The organism is Corallococcus sp. AB018 (assembly GCF_003986945.1).
Classification (GTDB): Bacteria; Myxococcota; Myxococcia; order Myxococcales; family Myxococcaceae; genus Corallococcus; species Corallococcus exiguus.
The window spans coordinates 16,362-37,569 of record NZ_RAWR01000061.1; the positions used below are offsets into that span (position 1 = coordinate 16,362).

Annotated in this window: 15 protein-coding genes; 6 read left to right on the top strand and 9 right to left on the bottom strand. The window is 68.1% G+C overall.

The genetic code is table 11. The features are described 5' to 3' along the window. Nucleotides 1–28: 28 nt before the first annotated feature. Entirely contained in the window at nucleotides 29–634 is a 606-nt protein-coding gene (locus D7Y11_RS15095; protein WP_120575759.1) for a hypothetical protein, read from the bottom strand. Nucleotides 635–831: 197 nt separating this feature from the next. Here D7Y11_RS15095 and D7Y11_RS44280 point away from each other — a divergent pair, with 197 nt between their 5' ends. Next, nucleotides 832–2,130, top strand: coding sequence for a hypothetical protein (locus D7Y11_RS44280; protein WP_233596762.1), 1,299 nt, complete (start codon nucleotides 832–834; stop codon nucleotides 2,128–2,130). On the opposite strand, the gene D7Y11_RS15110 is transcribed toward D7Y11_RS44280, so the two are convergent. The 7 genes from D7Y11_RS15110 to D7Y11_RS15140 all read right to left on the bottom strand — a co-directional run bounded on the left by D7Y11_RS15110 (nucleotide 2,127) and on the right by D7Y11_RS15140 (nucleotide 12,775). Continuing rightward, nucleotides 2,127–3,419, bottom strand: coding sequence for an OprO/OprP family phosphate-selective porin (locus D7Y11_RS15110; RefSeq protein WP_121752824.1), 1,293 nt, complete (start codon nucleotides 3,417–3,419; stop codon nucleotides 2,127–2,129). The genes D7Y11_RS44280 and D7Y11_RS15110 overlap by 4 nt on opposite strands. 134 nt (nucleotides 3,420–3,553) lie before the next feature. Then, the gene (locus tag D7Y11_RS15115) at nucleotides 3,554–5,743 is read right to left on the bottom strand and encodes a peptidase domain-containing ABC transporter (RefSeq protein WP_126934058.1); all 2,190 of its coding nucleotides are present in this window, start codon (nucleotides 5,741–5,743) and stop codon (nucleotides 3,554–3,556) included. Between the two features lie 3 nt (nucleotides 5,744–5,746). After that, on the bottom strand, nucleotides 5,747–6,301 hold the full coding sequence (locus D7Y11_RS15120) for a hypothetical protein (RefSeq protein WP_126934059.1): 555 nt from the start codon (nucleotides 6,299–6,301) through the stop codon (nucleotides 5,747–5,749). Continuing rightward, complete coding sequence (locus D7Y11_RS15125; protein WP_120577332.1) at nucleotides 6,291–7,604, bottom strand: lanthionine synthetase C family protein; 1,314 nt, start codon at nucleotides 7,602–7,604, stop codon at nucleotides 6,291–6,293. Before D7Y11_RS15125 ends, D7Y11_RS15120 begins: the two co-directional genes overlap by 11 nt. Next, on the bottom strand, nucleotides 7,601–10,885 hold the full coding sequence (locus D7Y11_RS15130; RefSeq protein ID WP_233597065.1) for a lantibiotic dehydratase: 3,285 nt from the start codon (nucleotides 10,883–10,885) through the stop codon (nucleotides 7,601–7,603). Before D7Y11_RS15130 ends, D7Y11_RS15125 begins: the two co-directional genes overlap by 4 nt. Nucleotides 10,886–11,002: 117 nt before the next feature. Then, nucleotides 11,003–11,197, bottom strand: a complete 195-nt coding sequence (locus D7Y11_RS15135) for a class I lanthipeptide (protein ID WP_120577331.1) — start codon at nucleotides 11,195–11,197, stop codon at nucleotides 11,003–11,005. A gap of 93 nt (nucleotides 11,198–11,290) precedes the next feature. After that, entirely contained in the window at nucleotides 11,291–12,775 is a 1,485-nt protein-coding gene (locus D7Y11_RS15140) for an NAD(P)-binding domain-containing protein (RefSeq protein ID WP_120577330.1), read from the bottom strand. A gap of 126 nt (nucleotides 12,776–12,901) precedes the next feature. On the opposite strand from D7Y11_RS15140, the gene D7Y11_RS15145 reads away from it, so the two are divergent. Then, nucleotides 12,902–13,540: a hypothetical protein gene (locus D7Y11_RS15145; RefSeq protein ID WP_120577329.1), complete on the top strand. Its 639-nt coding sequence runs from the start codon at nucleotides 12,902–12,904 to the stop codon at nucleotides 13,538–13,540. A 570-nt stretch (nucleotides 13,541–14,110) separates the two neighbouring features. Here the strand turns inward: D7Y11_RS15145 and D7Y11_RS15150 are convergent. Continuing rightward, nucleotides 14,111–15,151, bottom strand: coding sequence for a peptidoglycan-binding protein (locus D7Y11_RS15150; protein ID WP_158624415.1), 1,041 nt, complete (start codon nucleotides 15,149–15,151; stop codon nucleotides 14,111–14,113). A 200-nt stretch (nucleotides 15,152–15,351) separates the two neighbouring features. On the opposite strand from D7Y11_RS15150, the gene D7Y11_RS15155 reads away from it, so the two are divergent. From D7Y11_RS15155 to D7Y11_RS15170, 4 genes are all read left to right on the top strand, one after another. Beyond that, entirely contained in the window at nucleotides 15,352–16,152 is an 801-nt protein-coding gene (locus tag D7Y11_RS15155; RefSeq protein WP_120577327.1) for a VOC family protein, read from the top strand. Nucleotides 16,153–16,169: 17 nt separating this feature from the next. Beyond that, complete coding sequence (locus tag D7Y11_RS15160) at nucleotides 16,170–16,658, top strand: VOC family protein (protein ID WP_120577326.1); 489 nt, start codon at nucleotides 16,170–16,172, stop codon at nucleotides 16,656–16,658. A gap of 94 nt (nucleotides 16,659–16,752) precedes the next feature. Then, on the top strand, nucleotides 16,753–17,217 hold the full coding sequence (locus D7Y11_RS15165; protein ID WP_120577325.1) for a hypothetical protein: 465 nt from the start codon (nucleotides 16,753–16,755) through the stop codon (nucleotides 17,215–17,217). A 167-nt stretch (nucleotides 17,218–17,384) separates the two neighbouring features. Continuing rightward, nucleotides 17,385–21,179: an ATP-binding protein gene (locus tag D7Y11_RS15170; protein ID WP_233597067.1), complete on the top strand. Its 3,795-nt coding sequence runs from the start codon at nucleotides 17,385–17,387 to the stop codon at nucleotides 21,177–21,179. Nucleotides 21,180–21,208: the final 29 nt, after the last annotated feature.

Here is a 21,208-nt window from a genome sequence, read left to right on the forward strand (position 1 = left end):
AGCCCCCTCTCGAACGCGGCATCCCTGCTCAAGGGTCGTACAAATAGGCCCAGTTCAGCTGCGCTCCGGAGCCGATAATGGTGTTCAGCGGCTGATAAGCATTGAAGTTCTCGTGAGGGTTGCCGTAGCAGAGGTTGGCGGTGCAATACAGCAGACTGCCCGGGTGGCTGCCCGAATAGAGGCTGCGGACAGCCCCCGCCCACGTCAGTATGCGGGTGCCGTCAAAGCGCCGGATGATCGTTCCCAGGTTCAGCCAGCCTTGATAGGCCCCCACCTGCTTGTAAAGACAGAGCTGATTGCCCTGACGCGACGTCTGGTCGAAGAGCCAGAGGCTGGAGCCAGCACACCCACCATCCACGACCAGATCATCCAGGTCCTGCTGGGTGACGCCATCGCCACGGCGCTGGAAAAGCGCCTCGCGGGCCGCGACCTGGGCCCGCTGCTCCTCCCGGGTGATGAACTTCGTCTCCTGGGACAGCGTCCCATCCGGGAGCTGCCGGAGGATGGTCTGCGAAACGAGCCCGTCCTCCTGCCCCTCGGGAGCCTGCGTCAGCGCGTCTTCGGGCTCTCCTCCACATCCCATCAACAGACCGACTGCACAGACGACCGTCCACGGGTTCAAGCGCTGCATCATCGCCTCCTGGGTCCGGGTTGCGCGGATACTGCTTAAGCCAGTCTAGCATGTCTTTGAGAGAATGGATTCACGGCGTTCCGGATGACTGCGAAGGTGGCCTCGGGGCTCACTTCCTCTCCGATCTCCAGACACTGAGCCGCTACCACCTGCTCCACCTTCGGGTTTACGCGTCTCGAGCGCGCGTGAGACAAGGCCCCATGCCTGATTGGAAGCGGCTGCAGCAGCTCAACGATGGGGAGCCCATCTGGTACTCGGATCCCCAGCTCGACACGAAGGACGAGGTCTGGCTCTACAACAAGGGCGGCGCCCTGCGCGTCTGGAGCGAGCGTACGCTCGACAAGGGGGACCCGAACGTCTTCAAGGGGCTCGCGCCCGTCGAGCGACGGCACACCCTGTACCGGCTCAGCACCCTGCTTCACGTCGATGTCGAGGTGCGTGGCGCGCAGTCGCTCGTCTGCCGCGGGACGCTGAACGGCGCGCACCTCGTCTCCCGCATCGAGACCTTCCGCGTCGAAGCCCTGCTGGCGCGCTACCGCAAGCTGGGCTTCAAGGACGGCGCGCCGTGGAACGCGACGAAGAAGTTCGTGACGCGCCGCCAGTATCACCGGGCTCCGGACAAGTACTGGGAGGTCTGCGTGGACGGCGAGCATGTCTTCGAGGACTCCTCGGAGCAGACGACCCTCGCGAGCCGTGAAGCCGCCCTTGCCCGGGCCGAGCAGCGCGTTCGTGCCAAGGAGAAGGCGGGCTTCGTGCTCCACAACATCGAGCTCACCGAAGCCAGGTTCTCCAATCAGGAGCCCAAGCCCGCCCCCGGCGCGCCCAAGCGTGCGCCCCTGCCCAAGGGGCCCTCCTTCCCGAAGCCCCAGGACGCCTTCGAGGCTGTCGACGTGGCCATCGCGCTGCTGAAGGACCTGCACGAGCGTTTTCCCACGGGTCACTTCGTCGCGGAGCAACTCGACGCGGAGAAGGAGAAGAAGCGCATCGCCACGGCCGAGGAGCATGTGTCCTTCTTCAAGCGCATGCACAAGGCGCGCATCGGTCGTTGGAGGACGGCGAAGCCAGGCAAGCCGAAGAAGCGTGAGTCCAGTTGGGATTACTTCCTGCGCGTGTATGGCTCCATCACCTGGATTGTCGGCAGCAGCGCCGACCAGGATCTGCCCCTGTTCCTATGCGGCAATGTCACCGGCGGTGGCTGGAGCTGCCTGGAGGTGGCGGAGGACCTCTACGCGATGGATGACCTCGTCGAAGCCACTGGCAACACGGACCTGGAGGACCTCGTTGTGTTCCACGGCGGGTGGCACACCTCCAGGTCCTTCGCGTTCGACCCCCGCGTGGGGTCCGCCACGGGCGAGCTGGCCATCATCCCGTTCGACGAAGGCATGGAGAAGCTGCCCAGGCCCATGAAGCGCGAGCGCGTGCAGCCCTTCGGCCTGTGGCTCCACAAGCGCGTCACCCAGCTCGTTCGCATCGCGGAGCGGAACCTGCACGAGGCCTAGAACGCGACCTGGAACCGGGACATCACGACGTTCTCGGCTTCCCTGTCACCTTCCAGCGCCCCGCCCACGTAGGTCGTGTGGTGGTAGTTCAACGCGAAGCTCACTCGCCGGTTGAAGGCGAAGCGGGTGGCGACGCCGAAGCCCCGGGCCTGGCTCACGGAGCGGGTGGGGTCCGCGAAGATGGGGAACGCGTCGTCGTCCATGTCCAGGCCCTGATAGCGCACGGAGATCTCCAGCGCGCCGCCCTTGCCTGTCTTGGGGTTGAAGGGCTGGTGGGGCTTGGGGCCCGTGAACGACGCGTCCCCGCCCAGCACATACGACGCATACGCCTGCCACGCGTGGTGGCGCAGGCGCGCGCGCTGGTCACCGACGCTCACCTCTTGTGACGACAGGACGTACTCCGCCAGGAGCCCCACCGGGCCCCAGTAGAAGTAGCCCTGGGGCGACAGACGCACGTGCTCTCCGTCCGCGACGACGGTCGGTCCAGTGGTTCCGTTGTTCAGGAAGCTGAAGATGATCTCCTGGCCGGTGCTGCGCTGCGGCACCAGGACGGTCGTGGAGGTGTTGGTGGAGGGCGTGCCGAACTGGAGGCCCCGGGAGACGGCGACGCCCAGGCCCAGGCCCTGGAGCGCGGAGTCCGTATCGCCCTTGAAGGGCTGGGCGAAGACGCGGGCCACCAGGTCGAAGCTGTCGTCGGTGTTGACGTCGATGCTGGCACCGTCGGGATCGCCGTTGACCACCGCGAACGCATACGAGAGGCGCCCTCCTGCGATGTCGCCGTATAGTTGCAGGCCAGCGTCGCGGATGGGGACCAGGTCGAAGGTGAGCGAGCGTTCGATGAAGGGGACGTCCGTGTTGGCCTGGAGCAACTCCAGCCCGAAGGGCGTCTTGAAGCGGCCGGCGCGCAGGCGCAGCCACTCGACGGGGCGCAGGTCGATATACGCGTCCTGGATGAGCGGCTGATTGACGCCGAAGTCCGGCATGAGCCGGAAGTCCACGAAGCCGAACAGCGTCCCGTCCAGGAAGGGGCGCAGGCGCCGGATGAGGAACGTGTTGTTGGCGCTCCGGTCCGAGTCCGCCACATAGAAGCGGCCGTCCCCCTGGAGCTGTCCGCGGATCTTCAGCACGAAGGCCTTGTCGGCGGTGGAGAAGATGTAGCCCTCCTCGGAGAGCTGGACGCTGGGGGGCTCCGGGGCCTTTTCGGGCTCGGTCGCCTGGGCGCGGGCCGGGGGCGCGGCGAGCAACAGCAACCCCAGGGTGGCGAGGTGGGCGGCGGAGAAGGCGGACACGCGGGACCTTTCAGGCGAGGGGCGCCAGGGACGGGAGGGGGCGCCGGGCACGCACCCTCCCCGCGTGAAAGTGATGCTGTCAAGCGGCCTTTTCGCCGCTGTTAAGCCAGGCCCGTGGACAGACCGTTCAGCGGTCAGCCCGCGCGGGCCCGGGAGCGTGAGGGCAGCTCGAGCTGGGCCTGGACGAGCCGCGAGTAGGCTCCGCCTCGAGCGAGCAACTCCGCGTGCGTGCCCTGCTCCACGATGCGGCCCTTCTCCATGACGAAGAGGATGTCCGCGCCGGCCACCGTGCTCAGCCGGTGGGCGATGGTGACGCGGGTGCATGAGAGGGATTGCAGCGCCTGCTGCACGCGCCGCTCGGTGACGGCGTCCAGCGCGCTCGTCGCTTCGTCCAACAGCAGCACCGAGGGCCGACGCACCAGCGCACGCGCCAGGGCCAGCCGTTGCCGCTGCCCTCCAGAAAGACTGGCCCCCTGATCTCCCATGGGCGTGTCGTAGCCCAGCGGCAGCGCGAGGATGTCCTCGTGGATGCCCGCGCGCGTCGCCGCGTCCACCACGGCCGCCAGCGGGATGGACGGATCCGCGAAGGCGATGTTGCTGCGCACCGACGCGTTGAACAGCCGCGTGTCCTGCACCACGATGCCCAGCTGCTGGCGCACCGAGTCGCTCTCCAGCTCCGTCAGGTCCATCCCGTCGAAGAGCACCCGCCCCGCCTCCGGCCGGTACAAACCCAGGAGCACGCGCGCCAGCGTAGACTTGCCTCCGCCGGAGGGGCCGACAATGGCCGCCCATTGCCCCGGTGCAATCCTCAGCGACACGTCCTGCAGGGACGGTGACTCCAGCGCGCCGTAGCGGAAACGGACGCCCTCCACGGTGATGCCACCCGCCAGCTTCGGCGCGGGCCGCACCTTTCGTGCGTCCTGCTCCGGGGCCGTCTCCAGCAGGTCGTCGATGCGCTCCAGGTAGCCGCTAGCGAGCTGCACCTGCCCGCCCACCGCGACCAGGGAGGCCAGGGGGGCCAGCGCGCCCAGCGCCAGCGCCTGCGCCGTCAGCATCGCCCCCAGCGTCAGCTCGCCGCGCAGCACCTGCCACAGCCCCGTGCCCAACAACACCGACGGCGCGCCCACCTGGAGCCCCGCCGCCAGCGCTTCCACCACGCCCTGGTAGTAGCGCTTGCGCGAGGAGGCATTGAGCTGCCGCGTGTAGAGCTCCTCCCAGTGCCCCACCGCCTGTCCCTGCGCGCCGGAGGACTTCAGGACCTCCAGGCCGGACAGCATCTCCACCGTGAAGTCCTGGGACTTCGCCTGCGCGTGCATCTCGCTGGCCAGCAACTCCTCGCGCCGCCGCCGCGTCAAGAGCAGCACCAGCACCTGCGCCGCCGCCACGGCCCCCACCGCCAGGAGCAGCGGCCGGCTCAGGCCCGCCAGCATCCCCACCGAGGAGAGGATGAGCAGCCCGTCCAGCATCACCGCCAGCGTGGCCGCGCCCAACGCCTCGCGGATGATGGCCAGACTGTTGATGCGCATCATCAGGTCGCCCGACGAGCGCTGCTGGAGGAAGGCATACGGCAGTGACAGCAGGTGCCGCACCAGCTGGCCCGCCATGCCCACGTCCAGCTCCACGCGCAGCCGCACCAGCAGGGCCGAGCGCAGCGACGTGGCCAGGACGTGGCACACCAGCACCAGCCCCACGCCCACCCCCAGCGCCGCCAGCAGGTTCGTGTCCTGCCGTGGCACCACCTGGTCCACCCCCATGCCCATGAGGAAGGGCAGCACCAGGGACAGCACCTGCAGCACCAGCGACACCGCGAAGATGCGCGTCCAGTTGCCTGCGTGCCCGCGCAGCAGGGCTGGCAAGCGGCGCAGCAGGGCCGGCCGCGTGTGGCCTCCCCGGAGCGCGGACGTGGGCTCGAACAGCAGGGCCACGCCGGTGAAGGCGTCGCGGAACTCGTCCCAGGACAGCCGCCGCCGTCCCAGGGCCGGATCCACCACGTCCACCCCACCCCGCCACAGCCCGTCGAAGACGACGTAGTGGTTGAACTCCCAGTGGAGGATGGAGCCGCGGTCCAGCACGGGAACCTCGTCCATGCCCAGGCTCACGCCCCGCGCATCCAGGCCGAAGCGCTTCGCTGCCTCCACCAGCGCCAGCGCGTGCGCGCCTCCGCGCCCCGCCCCCACCGCCTCGCGCACCTCCGCCGGCCGCGCCGGGGCGCCGTGGTACGCCAGCACCATGGCCAGGCACGTGGGGCCGCAGTCCGCCGCGGTGAACTGCTGGAGGAGCGGCACCCGGCGCCACCGCCGCTTCAGCTCACGCCACGTGCCCATGCCTCACCTCCGCCCGCCGCGAGCCTGCGCCCACAGCGCGGCCGCCAGCGACTCCGTGCCCACCTGCACTTCGACCGTGTTCGGGGTGCCTGGCGCGTCGCCGCCCGCCGACGAAACGTCGTGCGCCCGGACGAGCATGCCCGGCGCCAGCCTCCCGCTCAACGCCTCTGGCACTCGCGTCCCCGTGTCCACCCACTCCACCTCGTAGTCGCGCATGCCCTGCGCCGTCCGTGCTCGCACTCGCAGCCCCGGACGCAGCGTGCCCTGGTGCTGTTCGGGCACGGTGAAGAACAGCCGCGTCCGCATGTCGCTCCCGGGCGATGGAGCAGTGGGCGAGCCCAGGGACAACACCTCCACCACCCCTGGGACGCTCACCACGCGGGCCACCGGCACGCGCGTCGCGAAGAGGCCCAGGAGCGCGATCGCGACCTCCAACGGCAGCGGCAGCCAGCGCACCCAGCTCGGGTGCTCCAGCCGCACCGGCTCCGCGGCGGGCCCGCGCGCATGGCGCTCCAGGGCCTCGTGCCTGAAGGGCGTGTTCCCTTTCTCAGCGGCCATGTCGCGACTCCAGCGGCGTGCGGAAGGACGCGAGCAGCATCCGGTCCCACGCCGGCTCCTCGTCGCTGATGGCCGCCAGCAGCGCGAGCGCGATGCCCACCGAGCCCGTCAGGAAGCTGGCGTTGTCCTCCACCCGGTCCGTGTAGATTTCGCGAGGGAACCACGCCGCGTAGCCACCGACGCCTTCGCCGGGCACGCGCCGCGCCACGAGCCGCGCGAAGCACTCGCGCGCTTCGCGGCCGAAGGCCTCCTCCCCCGTCAGCCGGTACATGCGGTGGAACAGGTGCGCCAGCCCCGCCTCGCCGTGGCACAGCCCGCCGTCCATCACTTCGCGCGTCTCCTCGGGCCGGCGCACCGCGCGCAGGCCCGTCTCCACCGCCACCCGCTCCCACTCCGCTTTGCCCACCGCGCGCGCGGCCATCAGCAGCGTCGCGGCCACACCCGGATCCCCGTAGCACCACGCGCCCCGCGACACCTGGGAGCGCCGCACCTCGTTGTCCGCGTAGTAGGCGAAGGCGGACAGCGAACTCGCGGGCTGCCGCTGCGCGAGCAGCCACCGCACAGCCTCCTCCAGCGCGGGCCCCACCCGCGCCCGGTCGACGTCGTGCGCCCACGCGGCCGCCAGCAGGCCCACCACGCCCGGGTTGCCGTGGGCCACGCCCAGGTTGTAGCCGCCATCCTGCTGCTTCTTGCGGGTGGTCGTGGGGATGAGCTCCGGAGGGGTCCGCCACGCCCGTCCCTGCGGCCCCAACTCCGACACGGCCAGCAGGTGGTGGACGACGCGCTCCAGGCACCGGCGCGCCCGGGCCCCCGGAAGCCGCTCCAGCGCGAAGACGCCCAGCCCCACCAGCCCGGCGATGAGATCGTAGTGCTGCACCCAATGCTCGACGCCCAGGGCGTCCTCCAGCGCCGCTTCCACTTCCTCCAGCGGATCTTCCTCCGCGCCCAGCTGATCCGGCAGCAGGTGCGCGCCCAGGTGCTGCATCACCCACGACACCTGGACGAAGCCGCCGTGCAGCGCCGGACGCATCCACTGGCGCCCCACCTCCTCCAGCGCACCGTCCAGGAAGCGCGCCGCGTGCTCCGGGTCATCCCCTCCGGGCCACACGCGCGCCAGGTAGCCGTGCAGCAGCGCCTGACTCGACAAGCGCTCCGCGATGCGCATGCCCTTGTGAGTGAAGGGCTTGTGCAGCTCGGTGGTGATGGCACGCACCGTCTCCGCGGCCTGGTCCGCCAGAGTTCCGGTGAGCAGCGGCCGCCACCGGGGGGCCTCCTGATTGGGACGGATGGAATGGGCCATCATGGGCGTGGCTCCTGCGCGCGGGCGCGCGCGAGCTGGGATTGGTAGGTCCGGGCGAGGAAGTCGTAGAGCACCAGCTCCTGCGCGCGCGCCGCGGAGCGCAGCATCCGGTTGGCGTGCATGTGCAGGTGGATGCCGGCAACCGTGGGCAGGGACACGCCGAGCCGGCCCTCGCGCGAGGCCACCTCCAGGCGCCGCCGCACGGGGACAAGCCGCTCCGAGCGCTCGCGCAGCACGGCGAGCCCCTCACTGAGCAGCGGGCTTCTTTCCGCGTCCGGCGCCCAGGCCGCCTCCAATGCGGCGCGGGCCTGCCGGTAGCGGGCACCGAGCTGGTGCGTGAAGGCCGTGTCCATGCGGAACTCCCGCCCGAAGAAGTCGCGGGAACGCTCGGCCACCGTCAGCTTCGCGCGCGCATCCAGGCCCAGGTCCTCCAGCAGCAGATCCATGCCCCGCAGGGTGAGCTGCCACCGGGCCTCCGCGCCCGCGTCCCCATCCAACAGTGCCATCAGCTTCAGCACCGCCTCGCTGTCCGCGTGGAACAACTCCTCGGCCAGGGCCATGCCCTCCGGACCGCCGTAGCGCTCCAGCTCTCGCTCGTACGTGTCGAGTTGCACCTTCCACACCACACCGGCCCGCGCCAGCGGTGCCACCGCGGCGGAGAGCGCCGGCAGTGCGTCGCGGTGAAGGCGGGCCGGATCCCCGTGCAGCCGCAGGCGCACGTGCCAGTCTGGATCCTCGAAGCGGATGAAGAACCAGCGGTCCACCACGCCCTCGCGGACGAGCTGCTCCACCAACGGCGTCACCGCGTCGCACAGCACGTCATCCGCGCCAGCGGTGCCCGCGTACAGCTTCGCGTAGAGCCACTCCGAGCCCGGCGCGAAGTGCCGGGGGACACCGGCGGATGGACCACTGCGCGGGGCAGGCACGGAAGCCGTGGGCTCCTGGCGCCGCACCATGGGGAGGAACAGCTCATGGACGAATCTCCCCTCCGGACCGTGAGTGCACAGCGAGTCCGGCCCGACGAGCTGCTCGCGCAGCACGGCGCGGGTGCTGTCCTTCACCAGCGACGCGAGCGTCTCCACGCACAGGACGTTGTCCAGGTCCAACGGCAGCACGTTGTCGCCATTCACCAAGGCCACGTGGCGCGGCAGGCCCAGCCGCTCGCGAAGCGCTTGCACGGCCCGGAAGCACTCCTCGCCGCGCGCCGCGCCCAGCGGCTTCAGCACGTCCGGCCCCAGCCGCCACCTCGCCAGCGACAGCACCACCCGGCCGGACACCACCCGCGGCAGGAAGTCCAGGCCCTCCAGCACGCCCCAGTTCCACGACAGGCCCACCGCGCGCCCCTCGTGCTGGAGCATGCCCAGGAAGCGGTAGACGCCCAGGCCTCGGGCGAAGTTGTGCGCGGTCGTGAGTCGCGGCAGCACCTCGCGGCCCAGCCGCTTCGAGCGCAACACCACGCGCCCATCCACCACCGACACCCGCAGGTCCTCCACCGGGAGCTGCTGCGCGTCGGGCGCGCCAGAGGCCCCCAGGAAGGGAATCTCGTGCCCGCGCAACTGGGGCCGCAGCAGCACGTTGCCAATGCGTCCCTCCGGCAGGTGCACCACCTCCGCGAAGACGGCGTCCGGGCGGAGCGCCTCCTCGGCTCGCAGGTGCCGCTCCACCGCGTCGCGCAGCGCCGGGTCCCCATGACAGAAGCGGCCCAGGGTGTTGGCGCCAGAGGGTCCTGCCGCGCCGCGCAGCACCAGCGAGAAGTCCCCGCTCGCGAAGGACTCGTCCGATGCGGCCAACACGCTGAAGCCCACGGAGATCGCGTCTGGCGGCGGCACGGGCTTCTCCGAGGACAGCGCTTTCAGGTCCTCTTCGCCCAGCGTCAGCACGCGGGCGCCCGGGCTGGCGGTCAGCCGACGCATCAGGTGCAGCTCGCGCGCACCAAACGTCCCTCCCGCATCCGTCGAGGAGGGGAAGGCCAGCCCGCGCAACAGCGGCGCCCCATCCGCGGCGGGAGCGTTGGACACCTGGAAGCCCACGCCAGACTCCTCGTCGAGCGCCTCCAGCAGCGGCACCTCGCGGCCCTCGTAGCGGCGCGTGAAGGCCTCGCAGAACGCGCTCAGCGGCGAGCGGCCCGCCTGGGGCCCCATGCGCCGGACGAGTTCCACCGCGCGCGTCACCTCCGCCAGCACCTCCGGTCCCAACGTGGCGCCGGGCGCCGGACGGTAGAGGTCCACCTGGAAGAGGCGCGGGAGCTCCACCTTCACGGGAAGCGCTTCGAGCCGAGTGGCGATGGAGAGGTAGGCCTCTTTCGACCGGCCGGGACCCTCCGCATCCAGTCTCGCCAGCTGATCTCCGACGTCCTCCAGACATGTGGCCGCCTCCAGCGCCACCTGCGCGGCCTCGCCGGGACCCGCCTCATGCGCCAGCACGCGCAGCCGCGCCACCAGGTACGGGAGCGGCTCCGGCCCGGTGACGGGCACGGCCAGCTCCGGCACCAGCAGGTCGTTGTCCACGAGCGTGCGCACGTACCCGGCGGCCTCCTGTGCATCCACCTCCGCGTCCAGCGCGACCAACGTCCGCACCAACTGCTCCGGCCGGGCCCCTGCGCGCGCGTGCTCCAGCACCGCTTCCAGGTACGCATCCGGCCGCACCGAGGACAGGTGGTGCCGGCGCGCCGCGCCCACGTGCCGCGTCTCCACGTAGCGAAGCCGCCCGGCCGCGCGGTACAGGCTGCCATTGGGGCGGTAGCGGAGCACCTCGCGCAGGGCCGGGTGGCGCACCAGCGCCTCCACCAGTCGCGTGAGGTAGTCCATGTCCAGACGGGTGTCGCGCTGGCACTCGCGCACGTCCGCCACCGCCAGGTGCGTGCGCGCTCCCAGGTGCCCCACGGAGCACGACGCGAAGAGGCCGAAGGGCGTGCAGCGCCCCGCCATGCGCAGGAAGTAGCGCACCAGGGCCTGCTCCACCTTGAGGCCGTACTCGCTGTCCGGCGCCTGGAACCAGAGCGGCAGCTCCTCCTCCAGCGAAGGCGACGCGACGAAGAGGGCCTCACGCACCTCCGGCCGCTCCACGTACGCGCGCAGCCTCGTGCGCAACAGCGCGCGATCCGCGTCCAGCGCCTTCGCGAGCGATTCGGTGGCGTGCGGCGCGGTGAGCCGCGAGTTCCAGTGCTCCATTGCGTCGAAGGGCAGGAGCGGAGTGCGCAGGACGAAGAAGTCCGCCGGTTCCATCAGGAATTCGGCGGGAGGCGGGCGCTGCCCCTCGGGAGCGCGGCGGCGGAGCTGGGACATCGCGGCGGACCTCGGAACCAGGTGCGGGAAACGCCCCGGGCCGGCGAGCACCGGCCCGGGGCAATCGCTCACCATGGCTCGGAAGCGGACCTCACCTCCGAGCGCATGGCGCACGCATCAGAAACAGCAGCCGAAGAACTCACCCGTCTGGCAGAGCGCGTTCGTGTAGCAGACGGTGGCCTCGGTCGGATCCGTGCCAGTGCAGGCGACGACGGAGGTCGGGGCGCCACCGGCAACCTGCTTCATCTCGGTCTCGTTCAGCGCGCGCAGGGTGTCCTTCGACAGCGTCAGCTTCTTGGTGGGCTTCTTCATGATTCGTCTCTCGATGTAAGGCCGCACGGAATTGCGCGGTCGAAACGAATTACGAAGCCACCTGGAATTCCTGGTCGTTGCCCCAATCACTTATCAGCGTTCCGCGTCCTGTGGAGGCAGCCACGTGAGCACGTTGCGCGACCACAGATTGCGGAAGGTGGCGACAAGCTTCGCGCGCTCCGCCGGGTCCGTCATCTCGTTGGCGTCGGCAATCTCAGCAATGCTGGTGGTGCCATCCGCGAGCCCGAGCAGTTCCCGCTCCATGTCGCTGGCGCCGAGCCCGGGGGGCAGCAGGAAGCGGGTCGGATCCAGGCCGGTGGTGCGTTCCACGCTCTGCGCCGTGGGGCGCTCCAGGAGATGAGGGTGCACCCACGCGCGGCTCCAGGAGCCCACCGCCAGCGGGCGCAGCGATTCCACGCGCGCGGGCGGCACCTCCTCGCGCAGCACCTGGAGGAGGGCCTCCAGGTTGAGCAGGGCCCGCGCCAGCGGCGGCGCCATGCACGGGGGCACCCGCGCGCCCGCCATCGCGCGCACCGCGAACACGGCGGTGGCGATGGACACCATCACCCCCGCGTTGGAGGCCCCCACGTGCAGGGGCCCCCCGGCGAGCCGCACGCGGCGGCGACCCTCGAAGACGAGCGGCCACAGGTCCGGCCGGGACTCCACCGCCAGGCGCTCCTGCTCCGCCGCGGTCCAATCCGGGTGCGCCTGCTTCGCCTCCTCCAGGCTGACGGACTCCCTCAGCCCTCGCACTTCGTCCCCCGTCAGCACTCCCGCGCGCGTGAGCAGCTCCAGCACGTGCGGGGACAGGCGCGCGCCGCACGCGGCCACCAGCACATCGCATGGCAGATGACGCGCCTCGCCGCCCTCGTGGTACGTGACGCCTTCGCGGGTGACGCGCACCGCGCTGGCGTTCGGCACCAGCCGCGAGCCCGTCGCCTCCACCAGCCGCGCGAAGTGCGGCAACCGGTGCATGCCCCGCGTCTCGCCGCGCATCAGCAGCGTCACCGGCTGGCCCGCCATCATCAGCGCCCCGGCCTGCTCGAAGCCGGAGATGCCACCGCCCAGCACCGCCACGCGCTGGCCGGCCACCTCCGCCGCGGAGCGCAGCCCCTCCCGCACCTCCACGCGCGAGCCGGGCGCCACTGAGTCTGGAGGCAGGGGCCGCCGCTCATACCAGGCGGTGACGAGCACCTCTTCGGCGCGCACCTCGATGCGGCCCTCGGGCGTCTCCACTTCCACCGTCACTCCATCCGCGTCGGGGCGCAGGCCCACGCAGCGGTGGCGGCAGCGGATGTCCAGGCGCCCCATCTGGATGACGCGTGCGTAGTAGTGCAGCACGTCCTCGCGCTCGCACTCCAGCGCGTCGCGGCAGTCCAGCGGCAGGCCGCCCACCTCCCAGTGCGAGGCGGGCGACAGGTAGACGAGGCCCTCGATATGGGCATGCAGCGAGGCCAGCGGGGTGGCGCCAGACTCCAGGGCCAGGGCGGGGATGCCACGTGCCCGGGCCTCGAAGAGGGCAGCCACCGCGGTGGGGCCGCCGCCAATGACACACAGCTTCGTCGTGAGGGTCGTCATGCGCGCGCCAGCCTATACACGGTTCGGATGCCCAAGCGCGATGAGGGCTTTTTTGAAAGGAATCGAGCCAGGATTGCAGCCTCATTTCGTATGGGATGCGGACACGCCGGTGAGCGGGGAAAGCGCATGCGCATCTTCCAGGACATGGGGAGGCTCCTCCATGAGCGGTGGATGAAGGTCCAGCACAGCGAGGAGGCCTTTCCCGACATCGCGGCCGAGGTCCTGCGGGAGCTGGCCCCGCATCAGGCGTTCAAGACGCTGGAGCCCCTGGAGTGGCTCTACGGGACGCGTGACTTCCCAAAGCAGCTCACCACGCGTCCGGGCTTCGGCCAGCCCGCGCTGACGGTGTTCTCCGACGCCCGCCTGCTCATCGACCTGTACTACTGGGTGGACGGCACCACCGACATCCACCAGCACGGCTTCTGTGGCGCCTTCCAGGTGCTCCAGGGCAGCAGCATCCACGGGCACTACCATTCCCGCGGCCACGCGGAGGTGATGGACCGCCTGAAGGAGACCTTCGACGCCGAGGAGGTGGACGGCCAGTCGGACGACATCGCCGCGCTGGCCGCCTCCCTGCGCGAGTCCACGCTGTTCCGGCCCCCCCTTCAGGGGCTGAATGGGCGCGGGCTCCCTTCTCATTCACTTCAAGGTCGCGCCGCTACGCTTCGGACTCCGGAGACGCCTGCGCGTCGGGTTGCTTGCTGGCGCGGACGACCGCGACCCACGCGAGCAGGACCAGCAGCAGTGCCGGAAACTCCACGATGAGCCGCGTCGCATCGGCGCTGCCACGCTCGGGGTGGGGGTCCAAGGAGAAGCTCAGCTGGCGCTTCCAGGGCAGCTGGTAGGTCCAGCTGGTGGAGTGGCGGCGACTGAGGAACTTCACCTCCCAATCCGAGGTCGGCCCGGGTTGCGTGGGGCCGATCCCGGTGGCGCTGGCGATATGAAGCCGGATCAATCGCGCGTCGGTCCAGCCCACCCACCATGAACGGCCGTGGATGAAGGGAGACCGCAGCGGCTGGGCGGAGGTCCTGCCCACCGAGAAAGAGTACCAGGGGCTGAGGTACCAGACGGCCGTCAAGGCCAAGGCCAGCACCAGGAGTGCCTTCGGGAGAAGACTCCGTGCTCGGGAGCGCCGTGACGTGGGTTCGGACATCTGCCCGCCCACTGTAGCGCCATTTCCCTCACTTCTCGTTAGCGAACGAGGACGAAGGCGGGGCTCCGTTCGATGCCGCAGGCCGCCTCACGCGTCTGACAGGCGAAGCCCGCAGCCCAGGATTCAAATCAAACCCAAGATGACGGTCAGGTCGTCCGCCCAAGCGGGCTCCCGAGGCTGTTTCAGCCCTTACCCTTCGGACGGCTCACCGTGTACATGACGATGTTGTGATCCGAGCCGCCCGTCGGACCGGCCCTCACGTTCGAGACCTTGCACCCGTAGGACATCGCATAGTCAATCTTGCCGTGGCCGTGGCTCTCCACACCGCCATGGGTGGTCATGCCCGCCTGCTGCGCAATCCAGCCGGGCGACCACTTCCCCTTCGTCGACGCCGGCTCATTCCAGTCGCCGCCGATGAGCAGACCTTCGTCGGGGTTCTTCGCGATCTTCCGCTGTGCGAAGCCAAGCAGCTTCTCGGAGAGTGACTTGTAGGTGCTCACGCGGTTCTTCGGCCCGACGGGCTCCCCGCCCTTCCAGTCGACCGAGGGCGGCTGGTGGGCCGAGACCACCTGCAGCCAACCCGCGAGCTTGACCGCGGTGGCCGCTCGCGGCGGAGCATGGCCACCACGCACGGTGGTCCAGCCGCCGCCCTCGCCCTGGATGGACGTCTTCTGCCCCTGGAGCAGGCTGTCCTTCACGAGGATGCCCGTCTCGCCATGGTCCTTGGCCCCGGGGAAGGTCACCAGGTGGTAGCCGGGGATGTTCTCCAGGGCCTTGTGGTAGCCGTTGATCTCCTGGAGCTGGACGAAGTCGAGCTTGTTCTTCTTGGCGAAGTCACCCAGCCACTTCTTCACGTCCTGGGGATTGCGGTCGCGCTCGACGTTGTAGGTCGCGCCCTTGAGCTGCGACGGGGTCTTGCTCTTGCTGTCGCTGCCACCGGCTGCACTGGCCTGGGCGGTGGTGCTGCCTTCAGTCCCGGGAGTGGCGGTGGCGCTGATGCGCTTCAGCGATTGGTCCATCCGCTCGCCGACGACCCCCTGCGGCTTCCCTTCCCAGCCGTTGTCGCGCTTGTAGGCGACCACCGCCTTGGCGGTCTTGGCGTCGAAGCGGTCGTCGGCGGTCCCCTTCAGGTAACCGGCCGACTTCAGGCGCTCCTCGACCTTCTGAACGCGGTTGCCAGTGGATCCGACGTGGAGGGGGCGGTGGTGGGCGTTGGTTCGCATGGTTTTCTTGATTCTCGACCATCGAGAGGGAATGTTTCCTCTGTTCGCGCCGACGCGGCAGAACTTGCCGCACCGCGACATGGCGACCCGGCTTCGTCAGGAAGAATGCAAAGGAACGAAGGTCTTGCTCGACGCGGGCGCGCGGACCCTCCACATCGGTCCGGAGCAGAGTTCCATCCGTTCGCGAAGGGAATGACACGATGAGCACTGGAAGCTTCATCTGGTACGAGCTGATGACCCACGACCCCGACGCCGCCGCGAAGTTCTATGGCGCCGTCGTTGGCTGGAAGATCACGGCCCCGTCCGAGTCCATGCCGAGCGGACAGGACTACCGCATGATCATGCGCGGCGATGGCGGCTCCGCTGGCGGCGTGCTGCGCCTTTCACAGGACATGGTGCAGCATGGCGCACAGCCCTGCTGGCTCGGCTATCTGCACGTGGCCGATGTCGATGCGTCCATCCAGGCCATGGTCGCCGATGGTGCCAGGGTGCTGATGCCGCGCATGGATCTGCCCGTCGGAAAGATCGCGATGGTCGCCGACCCGATGGGCACGCCCTTCTACGTGATGGCGCCGATTCCACCGCCCGGTAAGCCCGATGCGAAGAGCGACGTCTTCGACGTGAAGGCGTCGCAGCGCATCCGCTGGAACGAACTGGCCAGCCCCGACCTCACGCGCGCCAAGACGTTCTACGCGAAGCACTTCCACTTCCAGTTCAACGAAGTGATGCCCATGGGCCCGATGGGCGACTACTGCTTCGTCGACCACGACGGCGTTCGGCTTGGCGCCATCATGCAGAAGCCCGCCGAGAACCCCGGCCCCACCGGCACCTGGCTGTTCTACTTCGGCGTGCCCTCGGTCGCCGAGGCGCAGCGCGCCATCACCGCCAACGGCGGCAAGGTGCTGCAAGGTCCGCACGAGGTGCCTGGCGGCGACTGGATTGTCGTCGCAACGGACCCCTCGGGTGCAGCATTTGGTGTTGTAGGAAGCAAGGGCGAGTGAGCCCAAGGAGCGCAACCATGACGAACCCCGTGAACAAGGCCCTCATCTGCCTCTGGTACGAACGCGATGCCGAAGAAGCGGCTGCGTTCTACGCCCGCACCTTCCCCGGCAGCTCTGTTGGCGCCACGCACCGCGCACCGGGCGATTACCCGGATGGCAAGGAGGGGGATGCCCTCACGGTGGAGTTCACCGTGCTGGGCATTCCGTGCATCGGCCTCAATGGCGGTCCCGCCTTCAAGCACAACGAAGCCTTCTCGTTCCAGATCAGCACGAAGGACCAGGAGGAGACGGACCGCTATTGGAAGGCCATCGTTGGCAACGGCGGGCAGGAAAGTCAGTGCGGGTGGTGCAAGGACAAGTGGGGAATCTCGTGGCAGATCACCCCTGCCGCGCTGACGGACGGCATGAGTGATCCGGATCCGGCCGCGCGCAAGCGGGTGTTCGCCGCGATGATGGAGATGAAGAAGATCGACATCGCGGCGATCAACGCGGCGCGCAAGGGCTGATACCCGCGAGAAGAATGCAAAAGAATTCCGGGGGCTCCTTCCCTGGGGGAACGGCGGCTCGCACTCCCGCGAGCCGCTTCCACCAGGAGCCTTCATGTTCCGGATTCCGTCCCTCTGCCTCTGCCTCGTCGCTTCGCTCGCCATCGCCGACGAGTCCTCCAAGCCCGCGCGTCTCACCGTGGCCCAGAAGAACGGCTGGGCCACCTACGACACGGAGCTGAAGAAGAAGGAGGACGCGGTCAACAAGGCCTGCCGGTCGTCCTTGAAGAGCAGCTACGACAGGTCGACCTACCCCGCCTTCGACCCGATGAAGGATCGGACCCAGAGCGCCTGCCAGTCCGCCGTGGGCACCCTCGTCGAGGTCTGCGGCACCCCGGATGGCAAGGCGGCGGTGAAGGAGGCCGTCACCCAGACGGTCTGCAAGCTGTCGACGGAAGGGACCAAGGTCTCGCTCGACGGCAGCGTGCTGACCATCCACATCGACCCGGCGAAGAGCTCCATCGCGGGCAAGCAGCCCGGGAACTACAGCTGGAAGGGGGCCCTTGAGGAAGTGCTGTAGCCACGGCGCGCGCACCTGAGCGCCCGAAAGGAAGCATCGGAAGAACCGGCGCCGTTGAGGGGACGGGCTGGCGTGGTGCCGTCACTGAGCGCATGGGAGCGTCCCCCAAGGGGTGCTCCTCGCTCCGACAACCCACCGGATATCCCCCGGAAGTGGACTTGCATCCGATGCGTGAACCGGTATGCACGCAAGCCGGGCGTCCCCACCGGTCGCTCTATTCCGGCAAGGCATCCATGAGCGCTGAAGGGACCAAGAGCTTCCAGGACCTGGTGAAGGAGCAGCGCCAGAAGAAGCTCCAGGAGGAGATCGTCGGGCGGGGCGACGAGGTTCGCTCTTTCTGCGAGAACCTGGCCCAGCCCCACGATGCCCGCCGGCTCATCTTCAATGTTCATGGCCAGGGTGGCGTCGGCAAGACCTTCCTGATCCAGGCCTTCATGCAGCACGCCGAAAAGCAGCAGTGCTGCGTCGCGCTCTGTGGCGACTCGCAGCGCAGCGTCGTGGACGTCCTGGCGAAGCTCGCCAAGGAACTCCAGGCAAAGGGGCTCAAGTTCAAGGCATTCGAGGAGCGCTACCGGACCTACCAGCAACACCGCGCGGAACTCGAAAAGGATCCCGAGCTTCCCAGGGGAGCTCTCGAATTCTTCACCAAAGCCACGATCCGGGCGGGCTTGTGGGTGGGGACACAGGCACTGGGAGTGAGCGCCCTGATTCCCCTGCTCAGCGCGGATGACCTGGGCTCCAAGATGGCGGATGTGCTCACGTTCGTCACGCGCAAGATAAAGAGAGAGGACGACATCCGTCTGCTGCGGGACCCGATCGCTGAGCTGACTCCCCTGTGGCTGGATGGACTGCGCGAGGCCTGCAAGAAGCAGCAGGTGGTTCTTTTCTTCGACGCGTTCGAACGCTCCGCCGAGTTCCTCGACGAGTGGCTCCGCAATCTTCTCCTCACCGATGCCTATGGAAGGACACCCGCGGCGCTGCTCTTCGTCATTGCCGGACAGAGCCAACTTTCTCGCTCATCCTGGGCCGACCTTGAGCCCTACATCTCACGGATGCACCTGGAGCCCTTCACGGAGGTGCAGACGCGCACCTTTCTGGAGCGCAGGGGGGTGAACCCGCATCCCCGCGACGCGACCCATATCTTCAAGCGGTCCCGGGGCATTCCCGTCCTCGTGGAGTTCCTTGCGAGTGCACCGGCCGGCAAGGAAGCCTCCTTCGATCCCCACGACCACATCGTCGAGCATTTCCTCAAGGGCGTGGAGTCCCACTATCAGACCATCGCACTGGATGCAGCGCTTCCGCGCTGGCTGAACCGGGACGTACTGGCCGCATTGACGGCCCCCGGAAGCACGGATCCCGCCTTCACCTGGATGAAGAAGCGTACCTTCGTCCTGACCTGTGAGAAGGGCTGGGAGTACCACCCCGAGATCCGGCTGCTGATGCTCAACTACAAGCGGCAGGAATCGCCCAAGGGTTGGTCTGAGCTTCACCAGCGACTGGCCAATTACTACGAACAACGCCAACAGGAGCTCGCACTGGCGGAGGCGAAGCAGTTTCAGGACGAAGTGTGGCGGGACAACGCCCTGGAGGTGCTCTACCACCGGACGTGTGAGAACCCTCATCGGTTCAGGGCGTTCGCGCTGGAGGGATTCCTCCAGGCATGGAAGGTCAAGACCTCATTCGCACGGGACTGGGCAAAAACACTCCAGTCCGCGGAGGAAGACGCCGGAGTCGCAGTCGAGCGCCGCTGGGGTGAACGGCTCGTCACCACCCTGATGCAGGCCGAGAATGGCCAGTACCAGGAGGCCATGAAGACATGCACGGCACTGTTGAAAGAAGACATCCTCCAACCGAAGACATCCGCAATCGTTCTCAACTGGCGAAGCAGCCTCCATTTCCGGGCGCATCTGCTGCAGGAGGCCCACTCCGACCTTTCGAGGGCGATTGAACTGGCACCAGAGGATCCCAGCCTCTTTGCTGAGCGCGGCACGATCCTGTTCTACCTATGGCGGTACGAAGAGGCACTGCGGGACCTGACGCATAGCATCGAACAGTCCCCCAACCTGCCTCTACCCCATGCCTTCCGGTGTCTGACCTTCATCAACCTGTCACGGCATGACGAAGCAGATGAGGACTTGCGTCGACTCATTGACTTGGATCCCCAGAACCCCATGGGGCTCTGGCTGTCGGTCTTCCGAGCCACGCGCCAGGGGGATCATGCCGAGGTGGCGCGAGGGGTCCTGCTGCTAAGCAATCGATTCCCGGGGCACGTCAAAGAACTGCGAGAGCAGCTCAGCCCTTTGTCGACCGAGCAATTGCTTCAGGACATGAAGTTCTTCATCCCCCGGATGTTCCCTGAACTCAAAGAAGCTCCGGGACTTGAACAATATCTGGGTTTGTTCGCCAGCTCTCTCTCGGGTGACGCCGCGCCGCTGATTGCCACGTTCCAGGTCATCGCCGCGGTTGCCCAGGCCCGTCACCATCAACAAGGCTCCAATCTGGATCAGGCAATCGAATGCATGTCGCTCGCTATTGACCTGGAGCCCAACAATCCGCTGCACCTCATGGAACGGTCCGAGCTTCAGGCCAGACAGGGCCGATACGACGAAGCCCTGGAGGGCTTCCACCTGGCGATGGTTGCCGCACCGACGTCCGCGGACGTCTTTGCCCGGCGTGCCTACGTTCAGTTTTCGCGCGGGAATTGGGTGGAAGCGATTGCCGACCTCGATCGCGCTCTGGAGTTGAAGCCAAACCTCCAGAACTTCCTGCTTCGCGGAAGCATTCATCGTCTCGAGGGGCGACTTCCGGAAGCCCTCGCCGATCTGCGGAATGCCAGCATTGAGAGTCCCGAGGACATGCTGTTGGTGGCCTGCCGGATTCCCTTGCAAATGGAACTGAAGGATCTCGCTGGCATCCATGAGACCTACTCTCAGCTCTCCTCGAAGGCGTTGCAATTGGTTCGGCAGCTCAAGAGTTCGGCTGTAGTCAACGACAGACTTCCGCCCCTTGAGACGCTGCGGAACATGCTCGCGGAACGCGGATTGAACTCCACGACGATCCCGGAACTTTTCGAGCGGCTGCCGCGCTTCCTGGAGGAGGATGAGGAGCAGGCAGCGCGGAGGATACAGGCCGTCGCGGCAACCATCGAGGCCCCCATCCTGCGGATTCAGGGAAAGAATCAGGAGTCCCTGGATGCCGCCAGCCGAGCCGTCGCACTGGAACCGGCGGAAGCCGCACACCATCTTCAGGTGGCACTCGCGTGCCTGGTGTTGCGCCGTCCCATGGATGCATATGGCGCATCCACACAAGCACTGAAGCTTCAGCCCGGGGTGGGACTGGCGCATCAGGCCCGCGGCGCGGCCCTTTTCCTGGCGCGACGGTACACCGAAGCACTGGACGACCTCTCGCATGCCCTTGAAGCATCTCCCGATCTGCATTCATCGCTAGAGCTGAAGCTCACGGTGTATTGGATCCAGGGACGCTACGCGGAAGCACTCATTGGGAGCGAACAGTTCATCGCTCAAGTCTCCACAAGCGTCCGGGATCTGCGAAGTGCGCATGGAGACCTGTTGCTCCGCCTGGGCCGACGTGATGACGCCCAAGCGGTCTACCTGAAGCTGCTCCAGGAGGACCCCAAGAATTGGCGGGCCGCCTACAACCTGCTGGTGCTCAAAGCCGGGCAGGAAGGGCTCCCGGCGGTCGAAGATGAGCTCAGGGACGTCAAAGGCCTGCTCCAAGCCGCCCGCTCCACTCATGAAGCCCTAGCTTTGGTCCGACTCGCGGGTCTGGAAGCACTGATCCGCGAGCCTGAGCGCGCATTTGAGCTGCTGAAGGAGGCCATGGCGCTGGAACCCGCGATCACGCATTGGGCCAAGGGCGACCCGGCCTGGGGCGACCTGATCAGCGATAAGCGATTCCAAGACCTCCTCGCCGAGACAAGCGAGCTTCCTCCCGCGGGCTGACGCTTCACGTCCGTCCGGAGAAGAGCTCC

Excerpts from the sequence above, each read along its gene's own strand:
- D7Y11_RS15170 (WP_233597067.1), top strand. The coding sequence starts at position 17,385 with ATGCGTGAACCGGTATGCACGCAAGCCGGGCGTCCCCACCGGTCGCTC.
- D7Y11_RS15155 (WP_120577327.1), top strand. The coding sequence starts at position 15,352 with ATGAGCACTGGAAGCTTCATCTGGTACGAGCTGATGACCCACGACCCC.
- D7Y11_RS15135 (WP_120577331.1), bottom strand. The coding sequence starts at position 11,197 with ATGAAGAAGCCCACCAAGAAGCTGACGCTGTCGAAGGACACCCTGCGC.
- D7Y11_RS15120 (WP_126934059.1), bottom strand. The coding sequence starts at position 6,301 with ATGGCCGCTGAGAAAGGGAACACGCCCTTCAGGCACGAGGCCCTGGAG.
- D7Y11_RS15160 (WP_120577326.1), top strand. The coding sequence starts at position 16,170 with ATGACGAACCCCGTGAACAAGGCCCTCATCTGCCTCTGGTACGAACGC.
- D7Y11_RS15115 (WP_126934058.1), bottom strand. The coding sequence starts at position 5,743 with ATGGGCACGTGGCGTGAGCTGAAGCGGCGGTGGCGCCGGGTGCCGCTC.
- D7Y11_RS15130 (WP_233597065.1), bottom strand. The coding sequence starts at position 10,885 with ATGTCCCAGCTCCGCCGCCGCGCTCCCGAGGGGCAGCGCCCGCCTCCC.
- D7Y11_RS15125 (WP_120577332.1), bottom strand. The coding sequence starts at position 7,604 with ATGATGGCCCATTCCATCCGTCCCAATCAGGAGGCCCCCCGGTGGCGG.
- D7Y11_RS15150 (WP_158624415.1), bottom strand. The coding sequence starts at position 15,151 with ATGCGAACCAACGCCCACCACCGCCCCCTCCACGTCGGATCCACTGGC.
- D7Y11_RS15165 (WP_120577325.1), top strand. The coding sequence starts at position 16,753 with ATGTTCCGGATTCCGTCCCTCTGCCTCTGCCTCGTCGCTTCGCTCGCC.
- D7Y11_RS15140 (WP_120577330.1), bottom strand. The coding sequence starts at position 12,775 with ATGACGACCCTCACGACGAAGCTGTGTGTCATTGGCGGCGGCCCCACC.
- D7Y11_RS44280 (WP_233596762.1), top strand. The coding sequence starts at position 832 with ATGCCTGATTGGAAGCGGCTGCAGCAGCTCAACGATGGGGAGCCCATC.
- D7Y11_RS15145 (WP_120577329.1), top strand. The coding sequence starts at position 12,902 with ATGCGCATCTTCCAGGACATGGGGAGGCTCCTCCATGAGCGGTGGATG.
- D7Y11_RS15095 (WP_120575759.1), bottom strand. The coding sequence starts at position 634 with ATGATGCAGCGCTTGAACCCGTGGACGGTCGTCTGTGCAGTCGGTCTG.